This window comes from Nocardia sp. CA-135398, assembly GCF_050955845.1.
Lineage (GTDB): Bacteria > Actinomycetota > Actinomycetes > Mycobacteriales > Mycobacteriaceae > Nocardia.
This window is the reverse complement of sequence record NZ_CP192084.1, coordinates 6080538-6103020: the sequence shown is the minus strand read 5'-3', so window position 1 is coordinate 6103020 and position 22483 is coordinate 6080538. Positions and strand designations below refer to the sequence as shown.

The window sequence follows — 22483 nt, the reverse complement described above, 5'->3', positions numbered from 1 at the left end:
TGATTGCATCCTTTTTTGGAGGGTGTGGTTGAGAGTCTTCAACGGAGAGTTTGATCCTGGCTCAGGACGAACGCTGGCGGCGTGCTTAACACATGCAAGTCGAGCGGTAAGGCCCTTCGGGGTACACGAGCGGCGAACGGGTGAGTAACACGTGGGTGATCTGCCTCGTACTTCGGGATAAGCCTGGGAAACTGGGTCTAATACCGGATATGACCTCAGGATGCATGTCTTGTGGTGGAAAGATTTATCGGTGCGAGATGGGCCCGCGGCCTATCAGCTTGTTGGTGGGGTAATGGCCTACCAAGGCGACGACGGGTAGCCGACCTGAGAGGGTGACCGGCCACACTGGGACTGAGACACGGCCCAGACTCCTACGGGAGGCAGCAGTGGGGAATATTGCACAATGGGCGGAAGCCTGATGCAGCGACGCCGCGTGAGGGATGACGGCCTTCGGGTTGTAAACCTCTTTCGACAGGGACGAAGCGTGAGTGACGGTACCTGTAGAAGAAGCACCGGCCAACTACGTGCCAGCAGCCGCGGTAATACGTAGGGTGCGAGCGTTGTCCGGAATTACTGGGCGTAAAGAGCTTGTAGGCGGTTCGTCGCGTCGTTCGTGAAAACCTACCGCTCAACGGTGGGCTTGCGGTCGATACGGGCGGACTAGAGTACTTCAGGGGAGACTGGAATTCCTGGTGTAGCGGTGAAATGCGCAGATATCAGGAGGAACACCGGTGGCGAAGGCGGGTCTCTGGGAAGTAACTGACGCTGAGAAGCGAAAGCGTGGGTAGCGAACAGGATTAGATACCCTGGTAGTCCACGCCGTAAACGGTGGGTACTAGGTGTGGGTTTCCTTCCACGGGATCCGTGCCGTAGCTAACGCATTAAGTACCCCGCCTGGGGAGTACGGCCGCAAGGCTAAAACTCAAAGGAATTGACGGGGGCCCGCACAAGCGGCGGAGCATGTGGATTAATTCGATGCAACGCGAAGAACCTTACCTGGGTTTGACATACACCAGAAACACCTAGAGATAGGTGCCCCCTTGTGGTTGGTGTACAGGTGGTGCATGGCTGTCGTCAGCTCGTGTCGTGAGATGTTGGGTTAAGTCCCGCAACGAGCGCAACCCTTATCTTATGTTGCCAGCGCGTTATGGCGGGGACTCGTGAGAGACTGCCGGGGTCAACTCGGAGGAAGGTGGGGACGACGTCAAGTCATCATGCCCCTTATGTCCAGGGCTTCACACATGCTACAATGGCCGGTACAGAGGGCTGCGATACCGTGAGGTGGAGCGAATCCCTTAAAGCCGGTCTCAGTTCGGATCGGGGTCTGCAACTCGACCCCGTGAAGTTGGAGTCGCTAGTAATCGCAGATCAGCAACGCTGCGGTGAATACGTTCCCGGGCCTTGTACACACCGCCCGTCACGTCATGAAAGTCGGTAACACCCGAAGCCGGTGGCCTAACCCCTTGTGGGAGGGAGCCGTCGAAGGTGGGATTGGCGATTGGGACGAAGTCGTAACAAGGTAGCCGTACCGGAAGGTGCGGCTGGATCACCTCCTTTCTAAGGAGCACTTCTCCAGACATGTCCACATAGGTGGGAGTGTTGTTCTGGCAGAGACCGTTTAGTTCTCACATGTAGAACTGCGGACGCTCATGGGTGGAACACTGACAACCTCTCCCGCGCATGGTCGAAGCTCAGTCTTCGGTCGCGGTGGATATATCGGCACACTGTTGGGTCCTGAGAGAACACGCGAGTGTTTCTTTCGGAGCAAAATAACGACAAGACCGAGCGGTAGTCATACCGGCTTCTGTGGAAGTGCTGGTGCTACATCGGGTTTCGGTTTTGTGTGTTGTTTGAGAACTGCACAGTGGACGCGAGCATCTTTGTTTGTAAGTGTTTAAGAGCGTACGGTGGATGCCTTGGCACCAGGAGCCGATGAAGGACGTAGGAGGCTGCGATAAGCCTCGGGGAGCTGTCAACCGAGCTGAGATCCGAGGATTTCCGAATGGGGAAACCCAGCACGAGTGATGTCGTGTTACCCGCATCTGAATATATAGGGTGTGTGGAGGGAACGTGGGGAAGTGAAACATCTCAGTACCCACAGGAAGAGAAAACAATAGTGATTCCGTGAGTAGTGGCGAGCGAAAGCGGATGAGGCTAAACCAGTTAGATGTGATAGACGGCAGTTGTTGTCTGGCTGGGGTAGTGGGGCTTTTCTTCTCTGATCTGCCGGTCAGGGCGAGAGTCAGAAACCTAGATGTTAGTTGAAGTGGTCTGGAACGGCCCGCCATAGACGGTGATAGTCCGGTAAGCGAAAACATTTAGGCTCTCGTGGAAAGTGCCCGAGTAGCAGCGGGCCCGTGAAATCTGCTGTGAATCTGCCGGGACCACCCGGTAAGCCTGAATACTCCCTGGTGACCGATAGCGGACTAGTACCGTGAGGGAAAGGTGAAAAGTACCCCGGGAGGGGAGTGAAATAGTACCTGAAACCGTGCGCTTACAATCCGTCAGGGCCTGCGAGTGACTTTGTCGCTGTGGGTGATGGCGTGCCTTTTGAAGAATGAGCCTGCGAGTTAGTGGCATGTGGCGAGGTTAACCCGTGTGGGGTAGCCGTAGCGAAAGCGAGTCCGAATAGGGCGTTTCCAGTCGCGTGTTCTAGACCCGAAGCGGAGTGATCTACCCATGGCCAGGGTGAAGCGACGGTAAGACGTCGTGGAGGCCCGAACCCACTTAGGTTGAAAACTGAGGGGATGAGCTGTGGGTAGGGGTGAAAGGCCAATCAAACTCCGTGATAGCTGGTTCTCCCCGAAATGCATTTAGGTGCAGCGTCACGTGTTTCACACCGGAGGTAGAGCTACTGGATGGTCTAGGGGGCCTACAAGCTTACCGAAATCAGCCAAACTCCGAATGCCGGTGTGTGAGAGCGTGGCAGTGAGACTGCGGGGGATAAGCTTCGTAGTCGAGAGGGAAACAGCCCAGATCGCCGGCTAAGGCCCCTAAGCGTGTACTAAGTGGAAAAGGATGTGGAGTCGCGAAGACAACCAGGAGGTTGGCTTAGAAGCAGCCATCCTTGAAAGAGTGCGTAATAGCTCACTGGTCAAGTGATTCTGCGCCGACAATGTAGCGGGGCTCAAGTACACCGCCGAAGCCGCGGCATTCACACATAACACCGAGGTTGGTCTACGGATCTTCTTCCAGTGGTGTGGATGGGTAGGGGAGCGTCCTACAGCCATGGAAGCAGCAGCGTGAGCTAGTTGTGGAGGCTGTGGGAGTGAGAATGCAGGCATGAGTAGCGAAAGACGAGTGAGAAACTCGTCCGCCGAATGACCAAGGGTTCCTGGGCCAGGTTAATCCGCCCAGGGTGAGTCGGGACCTAAGGCGAGGCCGACAGGCGTAGTCGATGGACAACGGGTTGATATTCCCGTACCCGTGTATCCGCGCCCAATGGCGAATCAGTGGTGCTAAGTATCCAAAAGCGGATGGACTCCCTTCGGGGAGCTGGAAGTGGCTGCATACGACCCTTGCTGTAGTAGTCAAGCGATGGGGTGACGCAGGAAGGTAGCTGGGCCAGTCAGTGGTTGTACTGGTGTAAGCCTGTAGGGCGCAACATAGGCAAATCCGTGTTGCATCAAGCCTGAGAGGTGATGCGTAGCCGATTGAGGTGAATTCAGTGATCCTATGCTGCCGAGAAAAGCCTCTAGTGAGTTGGTACACGGCCCGTACCCCAAACCGACACAGGTGGTCAGGTAGAGAATACTGAGGCGATCGAGAGAACTGTGGTTAAGGAACTCGGCAAAATGCCCCCGTAACTTCGGGAGAAGGGGGACCACGTCTGGTGAACGGATTTACTTCGGGAGCTGGGTGTGGTCGCAGAGACCAGAGAGAAGCGACTGTTTACTAAAAACACAGGTCCGTGCGAAGTCGTAAGACGATGTATACGGACTGACGCCTGCCCGGTGCCGGAAGGTTAAGAGGACCGGTTAGCTGCTTCGGTGGCGAAGCTGAGAATTTAAGCCCCGGTAAACGGCGGTGGTAACTATAACCATCCTAAGGTAGCGAAATTCCTTGTCGGGTAAGTTCCGACCTGCACGAATGGCGTAACGACTTCTCTGCTGTCTCAACCACAGACTCGGCGAAATTGCATTACGAGTAAAGATGCTCGTTACGCGCGGCAGGACGAAAAGACCCCGGGACCTTCACTATAGCTTGGTATTGGTGTTCGGTACGGTTTGTGTAGGATAGGTGGGAGACTGTGAAACATGCACGCCAGTGTGTGTGGAGTCGTCGTTGAAATACCACTCTGATCGTATTGGACCTCTAACCTCGGGCCATGATCTGGTTCAGGGACAGTGCCTGGTGGGTAGTTTAACTGGGGCGGTTGCCTCCTAAAATGTAACGGAGGCGCCCAAAGGTTCCCTCAGCCTGGTTGGCAATCAGGTGTCGAGTGCAAGTGCACAAGGGAGCTTGACTGTGAGAGTGACAGCTCGAGCAGGGACGAAAGTCGGGACTAGTGATCCGGCACCGGCAAGTGGAAGCGGTGTCGCTCAACGGATAAAAGGTACCCCGGGGATAACAGGCTGATCTTCCCCAAGAGTCCATATCGACGGGATGGTTTGGCACCTCGATGTCGGCTCGTCGCATCCTGGGGCTGGAGTAGGTCCCAAGGGTTGGGCTGTTCGCCCATTAAAGCGGCACGCGAGCTGGGTTTAGAACGTCGTGAGACAGTTCGGTCTCTATCCGCCGCGCGCGTCAGAAACTTGAGGAAGGCTGTCCCTAGTACGAGAGGACCGGGACGGACGAACCTCTGGTGTGCCAGTTGTCCTGCCAAGGGCACTGCTGGTTAGCTACGTTCGGAAGGGATAACCGCTGAAAGCATCTAAGCGGGAAGCCTGTTCCAAGATGAGGTTTCTCACCACCTTCGAGTGGTTAAGGCCCCCCACAGACCATGGGGTTGATAGGCCAGAACTGGAAGCCCGGTAACGGGTGTAGGTGACTGGTACTAATCGGCCGAGGACTTACCAACAAAGAAGCTACGCGTCCACTGTGCAGTATCTGAAACAACACACGAATCCCGTGTTTCGGGGTTATCGGGGTTTCAGGGGCTCGGCCCTCGAAACTTTCACCGGTGAACCTGTCACGGGGTGTGGATAGTTTCATAGAGTTACGGCGGCTATAGCGGTGGGGAAACGCCCGGTCCCATTCCGAACCCGGAAGCTAAGGCCACCAGCGCCGATGGTACTGCACTCGACAGGGTGTGGGAGAGTAGGACACCGCCGGAACATCCTTCACGATAGGGGACCCAGAGCCTGGGTCCCCTATCGTCGTTTTTGCACCTATATCTATGCGCGTTCGGGCCCGACCGCCGACACGTGATTGAATTCAGAGGTTCGACAACCTCTGGCGGAACCTAGAAAGGGGCCACCGTGTCGGAACAGAACGACGGCCGGAAGTCCTTCCGGCAGGGCGGTCCCGATCGCGATCGAGGCAGCGCCTCTCGCGGCTCCTCCGACCGAGGTGATTCCGGCGAACGGCGCGGCTTCAAACGCGGCAGCGACTCGTCCCGGAGTGGCTCGAACGACCGCGGCGACTTCAACCGCCGCAACGATTCCAACGATCGCAGCTCCGGTGACCGCGGCGGTTTCAAGCGCAGCGGCTCCAGCGACCGTGGTGACTCCGGTAGCCGTGGTGGTTACAACCGCGGTGCTGATGATCGCGGTGGGTTCAACCGCGGTGACCGTAGTGGCGAGCGCGGTGATTCCGGCGACCGTGGCGGTTTCAGCCGCGGCGGTTCAGGTGAGCGCGGTGGTTTCAAGCGCTCAGGTGATTCCGCTGACCGTGGTGGATTCAACCGTGGCGGCTCCGGCGAGCGCGGCGGGTTCAACCGCAGTGCCGATTCGAGTAGACGCGGCGATGCGGGCGAGCGTGGTGGCCGAGGTGGCTCCGGCGAGCGCGGCCGTTTCGATCGGGGTGATTCCGGCGAGCGTGGCTTCACCCGTGGCGGTGAATCCGGCGAGCGGCGCGGCTTCAAACGCGGAGCCGATTCCGGACAGCGCGGTGATTCCGGCGATCGAGGTGGCTTCGGCCGCAGCGGTTCTGGGGACCGTGGCGGTTCCAGCCGTGGTTCAGGCGAGCGCGGTGGTTTCAGCCGTGGTGGTTCGGGCGAGCGTGGCGGTTTCGACCGTGGTGGTTCGGGCGAGCGCGGCGGTTTCAGCCGTGGCGGCAGCGGTGATCGCGGTGGTTTCAAGCGCGGTGGCGACTCGACTCAGCGCGGCGACGTGACCGAAGGCGGTGGGTTCAAGCGCCGCGATGACGCCGGTCAGCGTGGCGGTTTCAGCCGTGGTGATTCCAGTGGTCGCGGCGATTCCGGCCAGCGCGGCGGCTGGAATCGCGGCGACGACGCACCGGATCGCCGTCGTGGTGGCGAAGGCGCACGTGCCGGGGCCGGTTCGGCTGAGCGACGCGCAGCCCGCCCGGAAGAGCCGGATCTGCCCGATGACGTGCAGGCCACCGACCTGGAAACCGAGGTGCGCCGCGACCTGTTGAGCCTGGACAAGGGCAACGCCGAAACGGTGGCCCGACATCTCGTGATGGCGGCCCGGCTTATCGACGACGACCCGCGCCTTGCCCTGGCGCACGCACGGGCGGCGCGCCAACGCGCTGGCCGCATCGCTGTGGTCCGCGAAACTGCGGGCGTCACCGCTTACCACGCGGGCGAATGGGCCGAAGCCCTTTCCGAATTGCGCACCGCCCGCCGGATGTCCGGCGGTTCCGGTCTGCTTGCCGTCATGGCGGATTGCGAACGTGGCCTCGGCCGCCCCGAACGCGCCATCGAACTGGGTCGTAGCGACGAGGCCAGAGCTCTGCGTGGTGACGAGGCCACCGAACTTCGCATCGTGGTCGCCGGGGCCCGCATGGACCTCGGTCAATATGACCAGGCCGTGGTCACTTTGCAAACCTCGGAACTCGACCCCTCCCGGACCGGCTCCGCTGCCGCCCGCCTCTTCTATGCTTATGCCGACGCGCTGGTCGCCGCAGGCCGCACCGCCGAGGGCCTCACCTGGTTCCTCAATGCCGCCTCCGCCGACCTCGACGGCGAAACCGACGCCGAGGAACGCGCCGAAGAACTGACCGGCGACTCCGAGCTGTAGCCCCGGCTGCTGGATCTCGTCACCGACGAGTTCCTCGACTGAAGTAACAGTGAGCGGCCGACCTGTCGACAGGAAACGAGCGAGCGTGCCAGGTTGTGCTGGCACAGGCGGTGCACTGATCCGCGTCGCTGGTTGGCCATGGCGAAGGCATAGCTGCGAAAGATTGGGGCACATAGTCCACGACGCGGATCGAGCGACTGGTCGATACGACCCGCTCGGAGCGCCTGGCGCGGCATGGCTGTGGAACCCGAGGTAGGGACTGTCGGTTCGACCCGGTCGACATATACGCCCGTCTCGGGCGCTGACCGTGGCGGCGGGCGCTGCCCCAAGGGGCGATATCACGCAACGTGCTGCCAGTTCGGGCGTGCGTTCGGAATAGGGTCGCCGCATACGGACGGTCGAGGCCGTCATTTTCCTGTCGGCGGGCTGGCGTAGGGTTCGGGAAGTGTCGGTCGGTTACGTGGAGTGAGAGTGGTGTGAAGCGGCTACGAGAGCGGTATGAAGCCCTGCTGCTGGATCTGGACGGCACGCTGTATCGCGGGCCCGCGGTGATCGAGGGTGCGCCGGAGGCATTGGCGGATTCCGTTGTGGCACAGCGGCTTGTGTATGTCACGAATAATGCGAGTCGTGGTCCGGATGTGGTTGCGCGGCATTTGGCGGAGCTCGGATTCGCGGCGGAAGCCGACGATGTCGTGACCAGTGCGCAGGCCGCGGCACGGTTGTTGGCGCAGCGGCTCGATTCCGGGGCAACGGTTTTGATCGTCGGCACCGATGACCTGGCCAAGGAGGTCGAAGCGGTCGGGCTGCGTTCGATCCGGCGCTTCAACGGTGCCGCGCCCGATGCTGTCGTACAAGGACATTCACCCGAAACGGCGTGGCCGGATCTGGCCGAGGCGGCCTATGCGCTGAGCGCCGACGCATTGTGGGTCGCCGCCAATACCGATAAGACGCTGCCGAACGAGCGCGGTCTGGCGCCCGGCAACGGAGCCATGGTCGCTGCCCTGCGTGCCGCCTCCGGCAGGGAGCCGGTAGTAGCGGGCAAACCTTATACGCCATTGCTCGAGGACGCCTTGGTGCGCGCCGGAACGCGCAGTGCGCTGGTGGTAGGCGACCGTCTGGACACCGATATCGAGGGCGCCAACCGTGTCGGCCTCGAATCGCTGCTGGTCTTGACCGGCGTGAGCACACTCGACGAACTGCGCGACGCCCCCGCGGATCTGATCCCGACCTATGTCTCGGAGTCGTTGGACGCACTGAATCACCCGCCGGTCGAGGACGCGGCAACCGACCTCGCCGAGGACTTGGCGGAACGCCTACGCCGTAACCCGGGACGAGCCGTAAGGGTGCGGGCGCCCGGTTCGGAAATCCGATAGCGTTGACCCCACGATGACTACTCCGATGCCACGCCCCAACGGACCCGGCTCGAACGGACCGCGCCCCGGGCCACCGCTGCCCGGCCAGCATTTGCCGGGTGCACAGGGACGCCCGGAGCCTGCCGATCCGACGCGGATCCGCGCCGAGATCGACAGTCTGCTCGCCGAACTCGACGCCCGTCCGGCCTGGACCGGCCTGGCGGCGCCCCCGCCGACGGACTCCGACTCCGGCGCCGATATCACCCGGCGCGCCCGCATCCTGGAGCAGGCACATGAGGTGCTCGTACAGGCACTGGCCACGGTGGACAAGATCTGAGGTGGCCAGGCGCGCGCGGGTGGACGCCGAATTGGTTCGCCGCGGATTGGCGCGATCGCGTGAACACGCGGTCGAGCTGATCGGTGCGGGCCGCGTCCTGATTGCTGGAACGGTTGCCGTGAAGGCGGCGACCGCCGTGGAGGCGGGCACGCCCTTGATCGTGCGCGCGGAGCCCGACGAGGTGTCGTGGGCGTCGCGTGGTGCGCACAAGCTGCTCGGCGCACTCGAGGCGTTCGAACCCCAGGGTTTGACCATCGCGGGCAAACGTTGCCTGGATGCCGGTGCCTCGACCGGTGGGTTCACCGATGTGCTGCTTTCCAGGCGGGCGCGTGAGGTCGTCGCCGTCGATGTCGGCTACGGCCAGCTGATCTGGCGGCTGCAGAACGACGACCGGGTGCGGGTCTTCGATCGGACAAATGTCCGCGCCATCACCCCCGAATCCATCGGCGGCACCGTCGAACTCGTCGTCGGCGATCTGTCTTTCATCTCGCTGAATCTGGTGCTGCCCGCGCTCGCGGCCTGCTCGGCGCCGGGCGCAGACCTATTGCCTATGGTCAAACCCCAGTTCGAGGTGGGCAAGGAGCGGGTAGGCTCCGGCGGAGTGGTGCGGGATCCCGCATTGCGTGCGGAAGTGGTGCGCGATGTCGCGGCGGCCGCCGCCGAATTGGGCTTGCGCACCCTCGGGGTGGCGGCCAGCCCGCTGCCGGGGCCATCGGGCAATGTCGAATACTTTGTATGGCTGCGCAAGGACGGGCAGTTCGAGTACGACGGCGAGCAGGTTGCGGCCCTCGTCGAACGTGCGGTTGAGGAGGGTCCACAGTGAACGCGCTGACGCCGCCCGCATCCCGAGAGATTCTGCTGGTTTCGCATCCGGGCCGGGCGGAGATCATCGAAACCGCCCATCGCGTCGCGAAGATTTTCGCGGACGCGGGTATCGGGCTGCGCGTGCTCGCGGACGAGGCGGACAGCACCCGATTCGACTGTGAGCCCGATACCGCGGGCAGGACGGCCGTCGCGGAACCGGGCGGATATCCGGCGCGCGTGGTCGAGCACTGCCCGGACGCGGCGGTCGGCTGCGAGATGGTGCTCTCGCTCGGCGGTGACGGCACCTTCCTGCGTGCGGCCGAATTGGCCAGGCCAGCGGGGGTGCCGGTGCTCGGAATCAACCTGGGCCGCATCGGGTTTCTCACCGAGGCCGAGGCCGAACATCTGGATGAGGCATTGGCCAGCGTGGTCCGCGGCGACTACCGCCTCGAGCATCGGATGACCATCGATGTGAATGTCCGGGTGGACGACGAGATCGTCGAAACCGGTTGGGCGCTCAATGAAGCCAGCATCGAGAACGCCTCGCGCATGGGTGTGCTCGAGGTGGTCCTCGAGGTCGACGGGCGGCCGGTTTCCCAATTCGGCTGCGATGGCATCCTCATCGCCACACCGACCGGATCGACCGCCTACGCGTTCTCCGCGGGCGGCCCGGTGGTGTGGCCGGAACTCGAAGCGCTGCTGGTGATTCCGAGCAATGCGCACGCCCTGTTCGCGCGGCCGCTGGTGACCAGTCCGGAGTCCAGGATCGCGGTCGAATCCGTTGCGGTGGGCCATGATGCGATAGTTTTCCTGGATGGCAGGCGCACCCTGGCATTGCCGAAGGGCGGGCGACTCGAAGCGGTCCGCGGTGCCGAACCGGTGCGGTGGGTGCGGTTGGATTCCGCACCGTTCGCCGACCGGATGGTGCGCAAATTCCAATTGCCCGTGACAGGCTGGCGTGGCCGACGGCGAACGGAGAGCATACGTGCTGACAGAGATCAGGATTGACGGGCTTGGCGTCATATCCACGGCCACCGCGCAATTCCATCAGGGTCTGACGGTTCTCACCGGTGAGACCGGTGCCGGTAAGACCATGGTGGTGACCAGCCTGCACCTGCTCAGCGGTGCGCGGGCCGATGCGGGACGCGTTCGGTTGGGTGCGGACCGTGCCGTGGTCGAGGGACGGTTCACTGTCGACGAGGTGAATACGACCGCGCAGAAACAAGTGCAGGAAGTCCTGGAATCGGCTGCGGCCGAACGCGATGACGACGGCAGCATCATCGCGATCCGCACCGTCGGCAGTGACGGACGTTCCCGCGCGCATCTCGGTGGGCGCGGCGTACCCGCGTCCGTCCTGGCCGATTTCACCGCGCCGTTGCTCACCGTGCACGGTCAGAACGACCAGTTGCGGCTGCAGCGTCCGGATCAGCAGCTGTCCGCGCTGGATCAGTTCGCCGCCGATGCGGTCGGTTCGCTGCTGCGCAAGTACCAGGCGCAGCGGCGATCCTGGCTCGACGCCCGCAATGAGCTGCTCGAACGGACCGCGCGCAGTAGGGAACTCGCGCTGGAGGCCGACCGGCTGAAGCAATCCTTGTCCGAAATCGATGCCATCGCACCGGAACCCGGCGAGGATGTACGCATCGTCGATGAGGTGCGCAGGCTCAGCGATCTGGATTCGCTGCGTGAGGCCGCGGCGGTCGCGCACGATGCCTTGGCCGGTCCCGCCGATTCGCCCGAAGACGGTTCGGGCGCACTGGGATTGCTCGGCGCGGCGCGCGCCCGCATCGAATCGGCCCACGATCCGGCGCTGACCGCGCTCGGGCCACGGCTCGGTGAGGCCATCGCGGTGGTCGTCGATCTCACCACCGAGCTCAGCGGCTATCTGTCGGATTTGCCGTCGGACCCCGGCGCTTTGGATTCGCTGCTCACCCGGCAGGCCGAATTGAAATCGCTGACCCGCAAGTACGCGCCGGATATCGACGGGGTGATCGCGTGGGCGGATGAGGCGCGCACGCGTCTCGGCTCGCTCGATGTCTCCGAAGAGGCGTTGGCCGCGCTGGCGGCGCAGGTGGATATCGCCGCAGAACGTGTTCGTGAGGCGGCACGCAAATTGACTGCGGCGCGCACCAAATCGGCGGGCAAGCTGGCGTCGGCGGTGAGCGCCGAACTCGGTGGGCTCGCCATGGGGAAGGCGAAGCTCGAGGTCGTGGTCCGGCCGGTGCCCGCGAGTCCGCAGGATTCCGCGCCGCTGACGGTGGACGGGCAGGAATTGCATGCGGGTTCGACGGGTGTCGACGAAGTGGAATTCCGGCTGTCCGCGCATTCCGGCGCGCAGTCATTGCCGTTGAGCAAGAGCGCATCCGGTGGTGAGCTGTCGCGTGTGATGCTGGCGCTGGAAGTGGTGCTCGCCAGTTCGGATCATGGCGCGACCATGGTGTTCGACGAGGTCGACGCCGGTGTCGGCGGCCGGGCAGCGGTCGAGATCGGCCGTCGGCTGGCCCGGCTCGCGCGCACCCATCAGGTGATCGTGGTGACCCACCTGCCGCAGGTCGCGGCATTCGCCGATACCCATCTGGTGGTGGACAAGTCCGATGACGGTAAGGGCAAGGTCAACAGCGGCGTCCGGGCATTGACCAAGGATGAGCGCGTCATCGAATTGGCCCGGATGCTGGCCGGTCTCGATGACACCGAAACCGGCCGAGCCCATGCCGAGGAACTGCTCGAAACCGCTCGCGCCGAACGCGCCCTCGCCTGAAAGGGTTCAGCGCAGGGCTTTTTGGGCGCCCTTGATGAACTGGTTGATGAGGTTCTTCAGGCCGAACTCCAGCACCTTCGCGGGGACGGGAAGGCTGGGTTCGGACTCCATCGTGTAGGAGACCAGGGTGCCGTTGTCGGCGTCGGTGAAGGTGATGGTGCCGACATGCCGCTTCACCGGGACACCCTTGATGATCTTGTATTCCATCAGTTCGCCGGGAACCAGCTTGGTGGTCTCCTCGACGAAGCCGACACCGGCCTTGCCGATGAGGTACTGCGCGCCGACGCCGGTCGGGGTAGGCGAGCCGGGGGTCTTCAGGGTGAAGTCGACCGGGATGTAGGGGTTGATGCCGTCTCGCTCGGTGAAGAACTTGTAGACGACATCGCGCGGTGCCGCGATCACGGCGTCGACGGTGCTGCTGACCATGGTGACTCCTCTTCGAGATATCTGTGACCCGCAGCATACGGGTACTGGGCGACGCGCTTCCGGCGCGGCGTGGTGTTCGTGTTATCACAGTGACGAATGTGACTGGTGATTCGGCGCGCCTCCACCAATGGTTGAGGGTTGGCGGCCAAGATCGGCCGCATGAAGATGTTGGCGTTGTTGTCGAAGAACACCGAAGCGCTACCCGGGCTGACCGGGACAGCACGGGTTGACCGCAACACCAGGCGTCTGCTGAAGCGGGTCGGGCCCGGTGATGTCGTAATACTCGATGAGATGGATCTGGATCGGCTCACCGCCGATCGGTTGGTCGAGGCGGGCGTGGCCGCCGTGGTGAATACTTCGCCCTCGATCTCGGGCCGCTACCCGAACCTGGGACCGGAAGTACTGGTCGCCAACGGAATTCTGCTGCTGGACACCGTCAGCTCGGATGCCTTCCGGATCAAGGACGGCACCAAGGTCCGCATAGATGAGGGCGTCGTCTACTCCGACAAGTTGGTCAAGAAGGAGCCCGAGGTCCTGGTCACGGCCATCGAGCTGACCGAATCCGATATCGCCGAGCGGATGATCGAGGCGCGCAACGGCCTCGCCGACCATCTCGAGGCGTTCGCTGGCAATACCATCGAATTCATTCGCACCGAAAGTGCGCTGCTCATCGACGGTATCGGGGTGCCGGAGCTAGGGCTGGACTTGAGGAATCGGCATGTGGTCGTGGTGGCCGACGGCCCGGACCATGCGGACGACCTCGAGCGACTGAAGCCGTTCATCAAGGAGTACGCCCCGATCATGGTCGGCGTGGGCCGCGGCGCGGACACCCTGATGAAGCAGGGCTATCGCCCCGATCTGATCGTCGGCGACCCGGACGAAATCACCACCGCCACCTTGAAATCCGGTGCCGAGATGATCCTGCCCGCCGAGACCGACGGCCACGCCAAGGGGCTGGAGCGCATCCAGGATCTCGGCATCGGTGCGACGACATTCCCGTCCTCCGGCGCACCTTCCGACTTGGCGTTGCTGCTGGCGCACCATCACGGCGCATCGCTCATCGTGACCGCCGGTGCCCCCGCTTCGCTGGACGATTTCTTCGACCGCGGCCGCCGCGAGAGCAATCCGGCGACCTTCCTCACCCGACTGAAAATCGGCACCAAACTCATGGATGCCAAGGCCGTCGCCACGCTCTATCGAAACCGGGCGTCCGGCACCGCCATCGCGATGGTCGTACTCGCCGCCTTGGTCGCGGTGATCGTGGCCATGCTCGCCTCCAATATGGGAACTGACGCACTGGATTGGGCTGCCGATACCTGGAATCGGTTCGAGCTCTGGGCCCAGGACCTAGCCGGTTCCGGAGGCAACCGATGATTTCGATTCGGCAGCACGCGGTTTCGATCGTCGCGATCTTCCTGGCCCTCGCCCTCGGCGTGGTGCTCGGGTCGCAGACGGTGGCGGCGGACCTGCTGTCCGGATTGCGCGCGGATAAAACGGATCTGCGCAAACAACTCGATGTGGCCACCGATCAGAATCGGCGGTTCGGCGAGGAAATGAATGCCGCGGACCGGTTCATCGCCGGATCGGCGGGACGCATCCTCGGCGGCACATTGACCGACCGCAGCGTCGTGGTTTTCACGACGCCCGACGCCGAACCCGCCGATGTCGAGGCCGTCGCAAAAGACCTGGAAACCTCGGGCGCCGCCGTGACCGGCCGCATCGCACTCACCGACGCATTCCTCGACGCTGCCGAGGGCGACCGGATGCGCACCGCGGTCACCAATGTCATCCCTGCTGGGGCGCAGTTGCGCACGGGGCAGGTGGATCAGGGCAGTATGGCGGGCGATCTGCTCGGCCTGGTGCTGCTGCTCGATCCGGCGAGCGCGCAACCGCGCAGCACCCCGCAGGAGTTGAGTCTGGTGCTGGAGACATTGCGCGGCGGCGGGTTCCTGGCCTACGGCGACACCCCGGCGCAGGCCGCGAACCTCGCCGTCGTTGTCACCGGCGATGGCGCGAAGTCCGCCGAGAACAGTCAGGGCAGCAATGTCGCTCGATTCGCGGGTGCCCTGCGTGGTCGTGGTGCGGGTGCGGTGCTCGCGGGCCGATCCGGCGCCGCGGACAATCCGGGCCCGATCGCGCTCATTCGTTCCGACGCCGCACTGGCCACGGCCGTCACCACCGTCGACAATCTCGACCGCGATATCGGCCGGGTCACCACCGTGCTCGGCCTGAGCGAGCAGCTCAACGGCGGTGCGGGACGATACGGAACCGGTACCAAGGCGACCTCCCTCACACTCGTCGCACTGCCCTCGAGCTGATCCGCCCGACCCGCACTGCCCCGGGCTGCGAACATGGTGCACGGGCCGGATCCCATCGATGGCAGCGACTCGGTGGCAAACGTGCGTGGCGTGTGATCAGACCAGCAATTTCGTGTTACCGTGAAGACCCGTGGGTCATACACGGAATCAGGCGCGAACGGCCACGAAGCACATCTTCGTCAGCGGTGGTGTCGCCTCCTCATTGGGTAAGGGTCTTACCGCCTCCAGCCTCGGTCAGTTGCTGACCGCGCGCGGACTGCGGGTGACCATGCAAAAACTCGACCCGTACTTGAACGTCGATCCGGGCACCATGAATCCGTTCCAGCACGGAGAAGTGTTCGTCACCGAAGACGGCGCGGAGACCGATCTCGATGTCGGCCACTACGAGCGGTTCCTCGATCGCGACCTGTCCCGGGACGCGAATGTGACTACCGGGCAAATCTATTCGTCGGTGATCGCCAAGGAGCGCCGCGGCGAATACCTGGGTGACACGGTGCAGGTGATCCCGCACATCACCGATGAGATCAAGAGCCGGATCCTGGCGATGCAGGGCCCGGATCTACAGGGGCAGGTGCCCGATGTGGTGATCACCGAAATCGGTGGCACCGTCGGCGATATCGAATCGCAGCCATTCCTCGAGGCCGCGCGCCAGATCCGCCATGATGTGGGCCGGGACAATGTGTTCTTCCTGCATGTATCGCTGGTGCCCTACCTCGCGCCATCGGGTGAGCTCAAAACCAAGCCGACCCAGCATTCGGTGGCCGCGCTGCGCAATATCGGTATCCAGCCCGACGCGCTGATCCTGCGTTGCGATCGCGAGGTGCCGCAGGCGCTCAAGAGCAAGATCGCGCTGATGTGCGACGTCGATGTGGACGCGTGCATCTCCACGCCGGACGCGCCGTCGATCTACGACATTCCCAAGGTGCTGCACCGTGAGGGGCTGGACGCCTATGTGGTGCGCAGGCTCGGGCTGCCGTTCCGGGATGTGGACTGGACCGTGTGGGGCGATCTGCTGGATCGGGTGCACCAGCCGCGGGAGACGGTCGAGGTCGCACTGGTCGGCAAGTACGTCGATTTGCCCGACGCCTATCTGTCGGTGACCGAGGCGTTGCGCGCGGGCGGATTCGCCTCGCGGGCCAAGGTGAATATCCGCTGGGTGCAGTCCGATGAGTGCGAGACTCCCGCGGGTGCGCAGGCCGCGCTGCGCGATGTGGATGCGGTGCTGATTCCGGGCGGGTTCGGTATTCGTGGCATCGAGGGCAAGGTCGGCGCCATCAAATATGCGCGGACCAGGGGGCTTCCGCTGCTCGGCCTGTGTCTTGGCCTGCAGTGTGTGGTCATCGAGGCCGCGCGGTCGGTCGGTTTGGCCGAGGCCAATTCGGCCGAATTCGAGCCGGACACACCGCATCCGGTGATCTCCACCATGGCCGACCAGAAGGAGATCGTCGCCGGTGAGGCCGATCTCGGCGGCACCATGCGCCTCGGCGCCTATCCGGCGACGCTGCAGAAGGGGTCGGTGGTCGCGCAGGCCTACGGCACCGACCAGGTCTCCGAGCGGCACCGCCATCGCTACGAGGTGAACAACGCCTACCGCGACAAGATCGCCACCAGCGGCTTGAAATTCAGCGGCACCTCCCCGGACGGGCATCTGGTCGAATTCGTCGAGTTGCCCGCGGATAAGCATCCGTTCTTCGTGGCCACCCAGGCGCATCCGGAACTCAAGAGCCGCCCGACCCGGCCGCATCCGCTGTTCGCGGCGCTGATCGCGGCGGCGCTGAAATATAAACTGGCCGAGCGGCTTCCGGTCGATATCCCGGACGAAGAGTTCGCGAACGCAGATCAGGCGTCCTAGATGAGTGATAACGGGGGAGCCCAGCCGGGCAGCCACGACTTCGAGACCGTGGCGAGCAAGACCATGTACAGCGGTGCCATCCTCGCGTTGCGGCTCGACCAGGTGGCCATGCCGGGCGGCCGCATCGTCGAGCGCGAGGTGATCGAACACCATGCGGCGGTCGCGGTCGCGGCCATCGATGATTCCGACAATGTGGTGTTGATCAGGCAGTATCGCCATCCGATCGGTCGGCGGCTGCTCGAGCTGCCCGCCGGACTGCTCGATGTGCCCGGCGAGGATCCGCTGGCGGCGGCCAAGCGCGAATTGGCCGAGGAGACCGGACTGGCCGCCAGGGAATGGTCGGTTTTGGTGGATGTCGCGCTTTCGCCTGGATTCACCGATGAGGCGCTGCGGGTGTATGCGGCGCGGGATCTGTACGAAACCGACCGGCCGGAGCCGGAATTGGAGGAGGCGGACCTGGAATTGGTACGCCTGCCGGTGGACGAGGCCGTGCAGGCCGCTTTGGCCGGTGAGATCGTCAATGCCACGGCCGTCGCCGGTCTGCTCGCGCTCGCGGCCGCCAGGGCGGGCGGGGTGCGCTTACGTCCGGCCGCCGCGCCGTGGCCGGGGCAACCCACCACATTCCTGCGCCGCAAGGCGCAGCGGCAGTCCGAAGACTGACGGGTCCGGGTGGTGCTCGCGCGGGAGGTAGACGCCTACCTCGATCATCTTGCGGTCGAGCGCGGCGCCGCCCGCAACACCCTCGGTGCGTACCGTCGCGATCTCGTTCGGTATCGGGATTTCCTCACCGGGCGCGGGATTACGGCATTGGAGCAGGTTTCCGAATCCGATGTCGCGGAGTTCACGATGGTGCTGCGGGCGGGTGGTCGGACGCATCCGCCGCTGGCCGCGAGTTCGGTCGCTCGTGCGCTGATCGCGGTGCGGGGGCTGCATCGTTTCGCCGCGGCGGAGGGTGTGACGAGTACCGATGTCGCGCATGCGGTGAAACCGCCTACGCCCGGACGGCGATTGCCGAAGGCGCTGCCATACGACCAGGTATTGCGGTTGCTGGCGGCCGCGGGGGGCGGGCCGATCGATGACGCGAATGGGCCTGGAACCGACGGCGGGCCGCGCGGATTGCGCGATCGGGCATTGCTCGAGCTGCTGTATTCGACCGGGGCGCGGATTTCGGAGATGGTCGGGCTCGATGTGGACGATCTCGATACCGAGGAACGGGCTGTTGTGTTGCACGGCAAGGGCGGCAAACAGCGCATGGTTCCGATCGGCAGGCCCGCGCTGGCGGCGGTCGATGCGTACCTGGTGCGGGGTAGGCCGGTGCTCGCCGCGAACGGGAAAGGAACTGCGGGCGCACTGTTTCTGAATGCGCGCGGTGGACGGTTGTCGCGGCAGAGTGCCTGGCAGGTTTTGCAGACCGCCGCCGAGCGGGCGGGCATCGGGGCCACGGTTTCGCCGCATACGCTGCGTCATTCCTTCGCAACGCATTTGCTCGACGGGGGCGCGGATGTGCGGGTGGTCCAAGAACTTCTGGGCCATGCCTCGGTGACGACCACGCAGATCTACACCTTGGTCACTGTGAACACGCTTCGTGAGGTTTGGGCCACCGCTCACCCCCGCGCTCGCTGACCCGGCTAGCGCGCTGTTCCGCGTGCCGCGCTTGGGTTTACCGATGATCCGTGAGTTGGACCAGGCCGCACCATCACACGAAGTCCACGGAAATCTTCTATGTCCTGGACGGGACAATGGAATTCCTGGTCGATGGCGAGCATCACGCGGTCGCGAAAGGTGGTCCGGTGGTGGTTCCGCCGGACACTGTGCATGCCTTCGGGGCGTCCGCGGACGGTCCCGCCGAGTTCTTCGCGGTCCTCACACCCGGTATCGTCCGGTTCGAGTACTTCCGGCAGCTCGGTCGTATCGCTCGGGGTGAGGCGGATTGGGACAGCATGGATGAACTCCACGATTGGCGTAGGGGGAGTGGCCGCCCGCGCAGGTAAACGCGGGTGTCGCGTGTCCGAGCGTGGGTCTTGCGCCGTCAAGCGGTAGCGTCTATCGAGAGCTGGACCGCACGAAAGCGAGGTCGGGCCCTGATCGGCCTCGCTACGCTCGGGCAGATGATGCCGGAGGCGGCGAAGGCAACGGGCAGGAACGTATAAGGAGCAGCGGATCGTGACGACAGCCGGTGCGGCAGAGCCGCCGATGAGTGCTGGGGCGCAGCCGCTTACGGGTCCCCGGACGGGTCCGTACTCGGCAGCCGCGGCGGAAACGCTGTGGGGCGAAGGCGCCGAACCCGTCCCCGACGATGCGACCCTCGGCCCGACCGGGCGCCCGCTGCGTGTCGTACCCGATCCACCGCCGGTCGACCATCACGGTGATGCGCTGATCGTCGCGATGTGCAATCAGAAGGGTGGCGTCGGCAAGACCACCTCGACCATCAACCTGGGCGCCGCGCTCGCGGAGTTCGGTCGGCGGGTGCTGCTGGTGGACCTGGATCCGCAGGGTGCGCTGTCGGCGGGATTGGGTGTGGCCCACCACGATCTCGATATGACCGTGCACAACCTGCTCATCGGATCCAAGGTCACGATCGACGAGGTCCTGATGGAGACCCGCGTCGAGAATCTGGATCTGCTGCCGAGCAATATCGATCTGTCCGCGGCGGAGATCCAGCTGGTGAACGAGGTCGGCCGGGAGCAGACGTTGGGTCGTGCGCTGGAATCGGTGCGTGATCGCTACGACTACATCCTCATCGACTGCCAGCCGTCGCTCGGTTTGCTCACGGTGAATGCGCTGGCCTGCTCCGATGGCGTGATCATTCCGATGGAGTGCGAGTACTTTTCGCTGCGCGGGCTTGCCCTGCTCAACGACACCGTGGAGAAGGTGCGGGACCGCCTGAACCCGCGGCTGAGCCTGTACGGCATCGTTGTCACCATGTTCGATGCGCGGCTACTACATTCGCGTCAGGTCATGGCGCGCGTCGTCGAGGTGTTCGGCGACCTGGTGTACGACACGGCGATCGCACGCACCGTGCGATTTCCGGACGCCAGCGTCGCGGGTGAACCCATCACCACGTGGGCGCCGAAATCCAGTGGGGCCGAAGCATATCGGGCGATGGCGCGGGAAGTCATCCACCGGTCCGGCCGGTGATCGGCGGTACGGAACCGGCGCCATCGACGAACACGGATACGCTCGGCTCGGGGTCTGATGAGTTCGTCGATCGGGACTCCGACGCCGGGCGTGCCGCGTCCGCCGCGGACGATCCGCCCGGTAGACCTGGCGGCAGCGAGCCGACGGCGCAGACATCCGGGTTCCAGCTGCGGCTGAGCAACTTCCAGGGGCCGTTCGATCTGCTGTTGAACCTGATCAGTTCGCGCAAACTCGATGTCACCGAGGTCGCGTTGCATCAGGTGACCGACGAATTCATCGCCTACACAAAGGCTTTGACCGCCAGCATCGGGCAGCAGGCGTTGCGTGCGGACAAGATCCTGGATCAGACCACCGAATTCCTGGTGGTCGCGGCGACATTGCTGGATCTCAAGGCAGCGCGACTGCTGCCCTCCGGTGAGGTGACCGACGCCGAGGATCTCGAACTGCTCGAGGCGCGCGACCTGCTCTTCGCGCGGCTGCTGCAATATCGGGCGTTCAAACAGGTAGCCGAGTTGCTCGGGGAACTGGAAGCGGTCGCGTTGCGGCGCTACCCGCGCGCGGTCGGACTGGAGGACCGCTACGCCGACCTCTTGCCCGAGGTTACGCTGGGAGTTGACGCACATCAGTTCGCCGCGATCGCCGCAACGGCCTTCCGGCCGCGCCCGGCGCCGCGGGTCGGACTGGACCATCTGCACCAGCACGCCTTCTCGGTCGCCGAACAGGCCGCGCTCGTGCTCGAGCAGCTCAAACTGCGCGGACCGGGTGGCTGGACGACCTTCGGCGAACTGGTCGCCGACTGCGATGTGCCGATCCAGATCGTCGCCCGCTTCCTGGCACTGCTCGAGCTGTACCGGGGCAAAACGATCGAGTTCGACCAGCCCGACCCGCTCGGCCCGCTCTCGATCAGCTGGATCGGCGACCCCAAGGACGAGACCGCAGACATCGTGACCATCGAGGAGGACTACGGGTGAGTGAGCGCACCGACGATGCGACACCCCTCGAGCACAATGGCATCGAGCACGCGGTCGTGAACGAGCAAGTCGATGGTGATGACCGTGCGCTGATCGCGCAGCGCGACGACGCAGGCGTGGCGGAATCGGGCGACGAGGTGGCGTCGCCTGGTGATGAGGGCATCGAAGGCGTCGCGCAGGCGGGCGTGCCAGGATCCGACGGCAGTGCTGGTGCGGCGGAGGCTGTGAGTAGTCCAATCGTGAAGACCGATTCTTCGGGCACGGCTGGGTCGGGCGCCAGCGAGCAGGCAGCGCCGAGCACTGATGGTGACGGGTTTGTAAAAGGCCGAAGCGATGCGCCGCCTGCCACCGGTGGTGGCCAGGTAGCCGCAGTATCCGGCCGGGTGGCGAAGACCACCCGGGCGACGAAGACCGAAGACAGCGCCGGTTCCGGCGACGACGTGGCGGAGTTCACGCCCGAACCGCTGGATGACGATGAATTCCGGTCGGCGTTGGAGGCGATGCTGCTCATCGTGGACGCTCCGGCCCCGGTAGAACTGCTGGCCGACGCGTTGCAGGACAAACCGGTGCGGGTGGAGCGGGCGCTGCACGAAATGGCCGCGGAACTGTCCGCGCGGGCCAGTGGCATCGATCTGCGTTTCGTAGGTGACGGGTGGCGCTTCTATACTCGCAGCGAGTACGCGCCGTATGTGGAACGGATGCTGCTCGACGGCGCTCGGTCGAAATTGACCAGGGCCGCTTTGGAAACATTGGCGGTGGTGGCATACCGCCAACCGGTGACCCGGACCAGGGTCAGCGCGGTGCGCGGCGTGAACGTCGACGGCGTGATGCGAACCTTGCTGGCTCGCGGATTGATCGCCGAGGCCGGAGTCGACCCGGAAACGAACGGTACGCAGTACTGCACGACCGAACTGTTCCTGGAGCGGATCGGACTCGCATCGCTGTCCGATCTGCCGCCACTGGCGCCCCTGCTGCCGGGCGTCGACCTGATCGACGAGATCAACGAGAGCCTGGACACGGACCCCCGTTACACCAGGCTGAAGAAATCCGCCGAGACCGATTTGGATCTCGGTACCGAAGAAGACTGACAGGACAATATGAATACGCCCGCTCGCCGAGATGGCACACCGGATCGTAGGACCAGAAGCGACCAGCCCGCCAGGGGCGGCGCAGGCCGAAACGCACGCGATACGCGTTCGGCGCAACGGGGAGGCACCCAGCGCGGGGCCGCATGGGGCGGCTCCTCGCAAGGGGGATACCGGGGGAGTTCAGAAGGCGGCGATCGTGGTTACCGCGGTTCGTCGCAGGACGATCAGCGCGGCTCCTCGCGTGGCGGCTACCGCTCGCAGGGTGAAAGCGGCTATCGCGGTTCCGCCGAGCGCGGT

At 64.1% G+C, this 22483-nt stretch carries 17 protein-coding genes and 3 rRNA genes; 19 read left to right on the top strand and 1 reads right to left on the bottom strand.

The features are described from left to right. Positions 1–38: 38 nt before the first annotated feature. From ACQP1T_RS26920 to recN, 10 genes are all read left to right on the top strand, one after another. A 16S ribosomal RNA gene (locus tag ACQP1T_RS26920) occupies positions 39–1557 on the top strand. A gap of 327 nt (positions 1558–1884) precedes the next feature. After that, positions 1885–5020, top strand: a 23S ribosomal RNA gene (locus ACQP1T_RS26915). 139 nt (positions 5021–5159) lie between these two features. Next, positions 5160–5276 (top strand): 5S ribosomal RNA (gene rrf, locus ACQP1T_RS26910). Together the 16S, 23S and 5S rRNA genes form the textbook arrangement of a ribosomal RNA operon. Before the next feature lie 406 nt (positions 5277–5682). Further along, positions 5683–6276, top strand: a complete 594-nt coding sequence (locus tag ACQP1T_RS26905; protein WP_433755850.1) for a hypothetical protein — start codon at positions 5683–5685, stop codon at positions 6274–6276. Beyond that, positions 6273–7145: a tetratricopeptide repeat protein gene (locus ACQP1T_RS26900; protein WP_433755849.1), complete on the top strand. Its 873-nt coding sequence runs from the start codon at positions 6273–6275 to the stop codon at positions 7143–7145. The genes ACQP1T_RS26905 and ACQP1T_RS26900 overlap by 4 nt, the downstream gene beginning before the upstream one ends. A 476-nt stretch (positions 7146–7621) precedes the next feature. Further along, on the top strand, positions 7622–8518 hold the full coding sequence (locus ACQP1T_RS26895) for an HAD-IIA family hydrolase (protein WP_433755848.1): 897 nt from the start codon (positions 7622–7624) through the stop codon (positions 8516–8518). Between the two features lie 13 nt (positions 8519–8531). Beyond that, the gene (locus tag ACQP1T_RS26890) at positions 8532–8834 is read left to right on the top strand and encodes a hypothetical protein (protein WP_433755847.1); all 303 of its coding nucleotides are present in this window, start codon (positions 8532–8534) and stop codon (positions 8832–8834) included. 1 nt (position 8835) lies between these two features. After that, on the top strand, positions 8836–9657 hold the full coding sequence (locus tag ACQP1T_RS26885) for a TlyA family RNA methyltransferase (RefSeq protein ID WP_433755846.1): 822 nt from the start codon (positions 8836–8838) through the stop codon (positions 9655–9657). Beyond that, positions 9654–10646 carry an NAD kinase gene (locus ACQP1T_RS26880; protein ID WP_433755845.1) on the top strand — a complete coding sequence of 331 codons (993 nt, stop codon included), beginning with the start codon at positions 9654–9656 and terminating at the stop codon, positions 10644–10646. The genes ACQP1T_RS26885 and ACQP1T_RS26880 overlap by 4 nt, the downstream gene beginning before the upstream one ends. Continuing rightward, positions 10624–12393, top strand: coding sequence for a DNA repair protein RecN (gene recN / locus ACQP1T_RS26875; RefSeq protein WP_433755844.1), 1770 nt, complete (start codon positions 10624–10626; stop codon positions 12391–12393). The genes ACQP1T_RS26880 and recN overlap by 23 nt, the downstream gene beginning before the upstream one ends. A 6-nt stretch (positions 12394–12399) precedes the next feature. Here the strand turns inward: recN and ACQP1T_RS26870 are convergent, their stop codons facing one another. Then, entirely contained in the window at positions 12400–12819 is a 420-nt protein-coding gene (locus ACQP1T_RS26870) for an SRPBCC family protein (protein WP_433755843.1), read from the bottom strand. A 159-nt stretch (positions 12820–12978) separates the two neighbouring features. Between ACQP1T_RS26870 and steA the strand changes: the two genes are divergently transcribed. The 9 genes from steA to scpB all read left to right on the top strand — a co-directional run bounded on the left by steA (position 12979) and on the right by scpB (position 22186). Then, a complete protein-coding gene (gene steA / locus ACQP1T_RS26865; protein WP_433755842.1) occupies positions 12979–14193 on the top strand; it encodes a putative cytokinetic ring protein SteA in 1215 nt (404 codons plus the stop codon). Next, positions 14190–15137, top strand: coding sequence for a copper transporter (locus ACQP1T_RS26860; RefSeq protein WP_433755841.1), 948 nt, complete (start codon positions 14190–14192; stop codon positions 15135–15137). Before steA ends, ACQP1T_RS26860 begins: the two co-directional genes overlap by 4 nt. A 130-nt stretch (positions 15138–15267) precedes the next feature. Next, positions 15268–16989 carry a CTP synthase gene (locus ACQP1T_RS26855; RefSeq protein ID WP_397056270.1) on the top strand — a complete coding sequence of 574 codons (1722 nt, stop codon included), beginning with the start codon at positions 15268–15270 and terminating at the stop codon, positions 16987–16989. Then, the gene (locus ACQP1T_RS26850; RefSeq protein ID WP_433755840.1) at positions 16990–17649 is read left to right on the top strand and encodes an NUDIX domain-containing protein; all 660 of its coding nucleotides are present in this window, start codon (positions 16990–16992) and stop codon (positions 17647–17649) included. Between the two features lie 12 nt (positions 17650–17661). Continuing rightward, positions 17662–18612, top strand: coding sequence for a site-specific tyrosine recombinase XerD (gene xerD / locus ACQP1T_RS26845; RefSeq protein ID WP_433762375.1), 951 nt, complete (start codon positions 17662–17664; stop codon positions 18610–18612). A 50-nt stretch (positions 18613–18662) separates the two neighbouring features. After that, a complete protein-coding gene (locus tag ACQP1T_RS26840; RefSeq protein WP_433755839.1) occupies positions 18663–18980 on the top strand; it encodes a cupin domain-containing protein in 318 nt (105 codons plus the stop codon). Positions 18981–19182: 202 nt separating this feature from the next. After that, complete coding sequence (locus ACQP1T_RS26835) at positions 19183–20127, top strand: ParA family protein (RefSeq protein ID WP_433762374.1); 945 nt, start codon at positions 19183–19185, stop codon at positions 20125–20127. 167 nt (positions 20128–20294) lie between these two features. Then, entirely contained in the window at positions 20295–21098 is an 804-nt protein-coding gene (locus tag ACQP1T_RS26830; protein ID WP_433762372.1) for a segregation and condensation protein A, read from the top strand. Between the two features lie 440 nt (positions 21099–21538). Beyond that, a complete protein-coding gene (scpB, locus tag ACQP1T_RS26825) occupies positions 21539–22186 on the top strand; it encodes an SMC-Scp complex subunit ScpB (RefSeq protein WP_433762371.1) in 648 nt (215 codons plus the stop codon). Positions 22187–22483 lie beyond the last annotated feature (297 nt).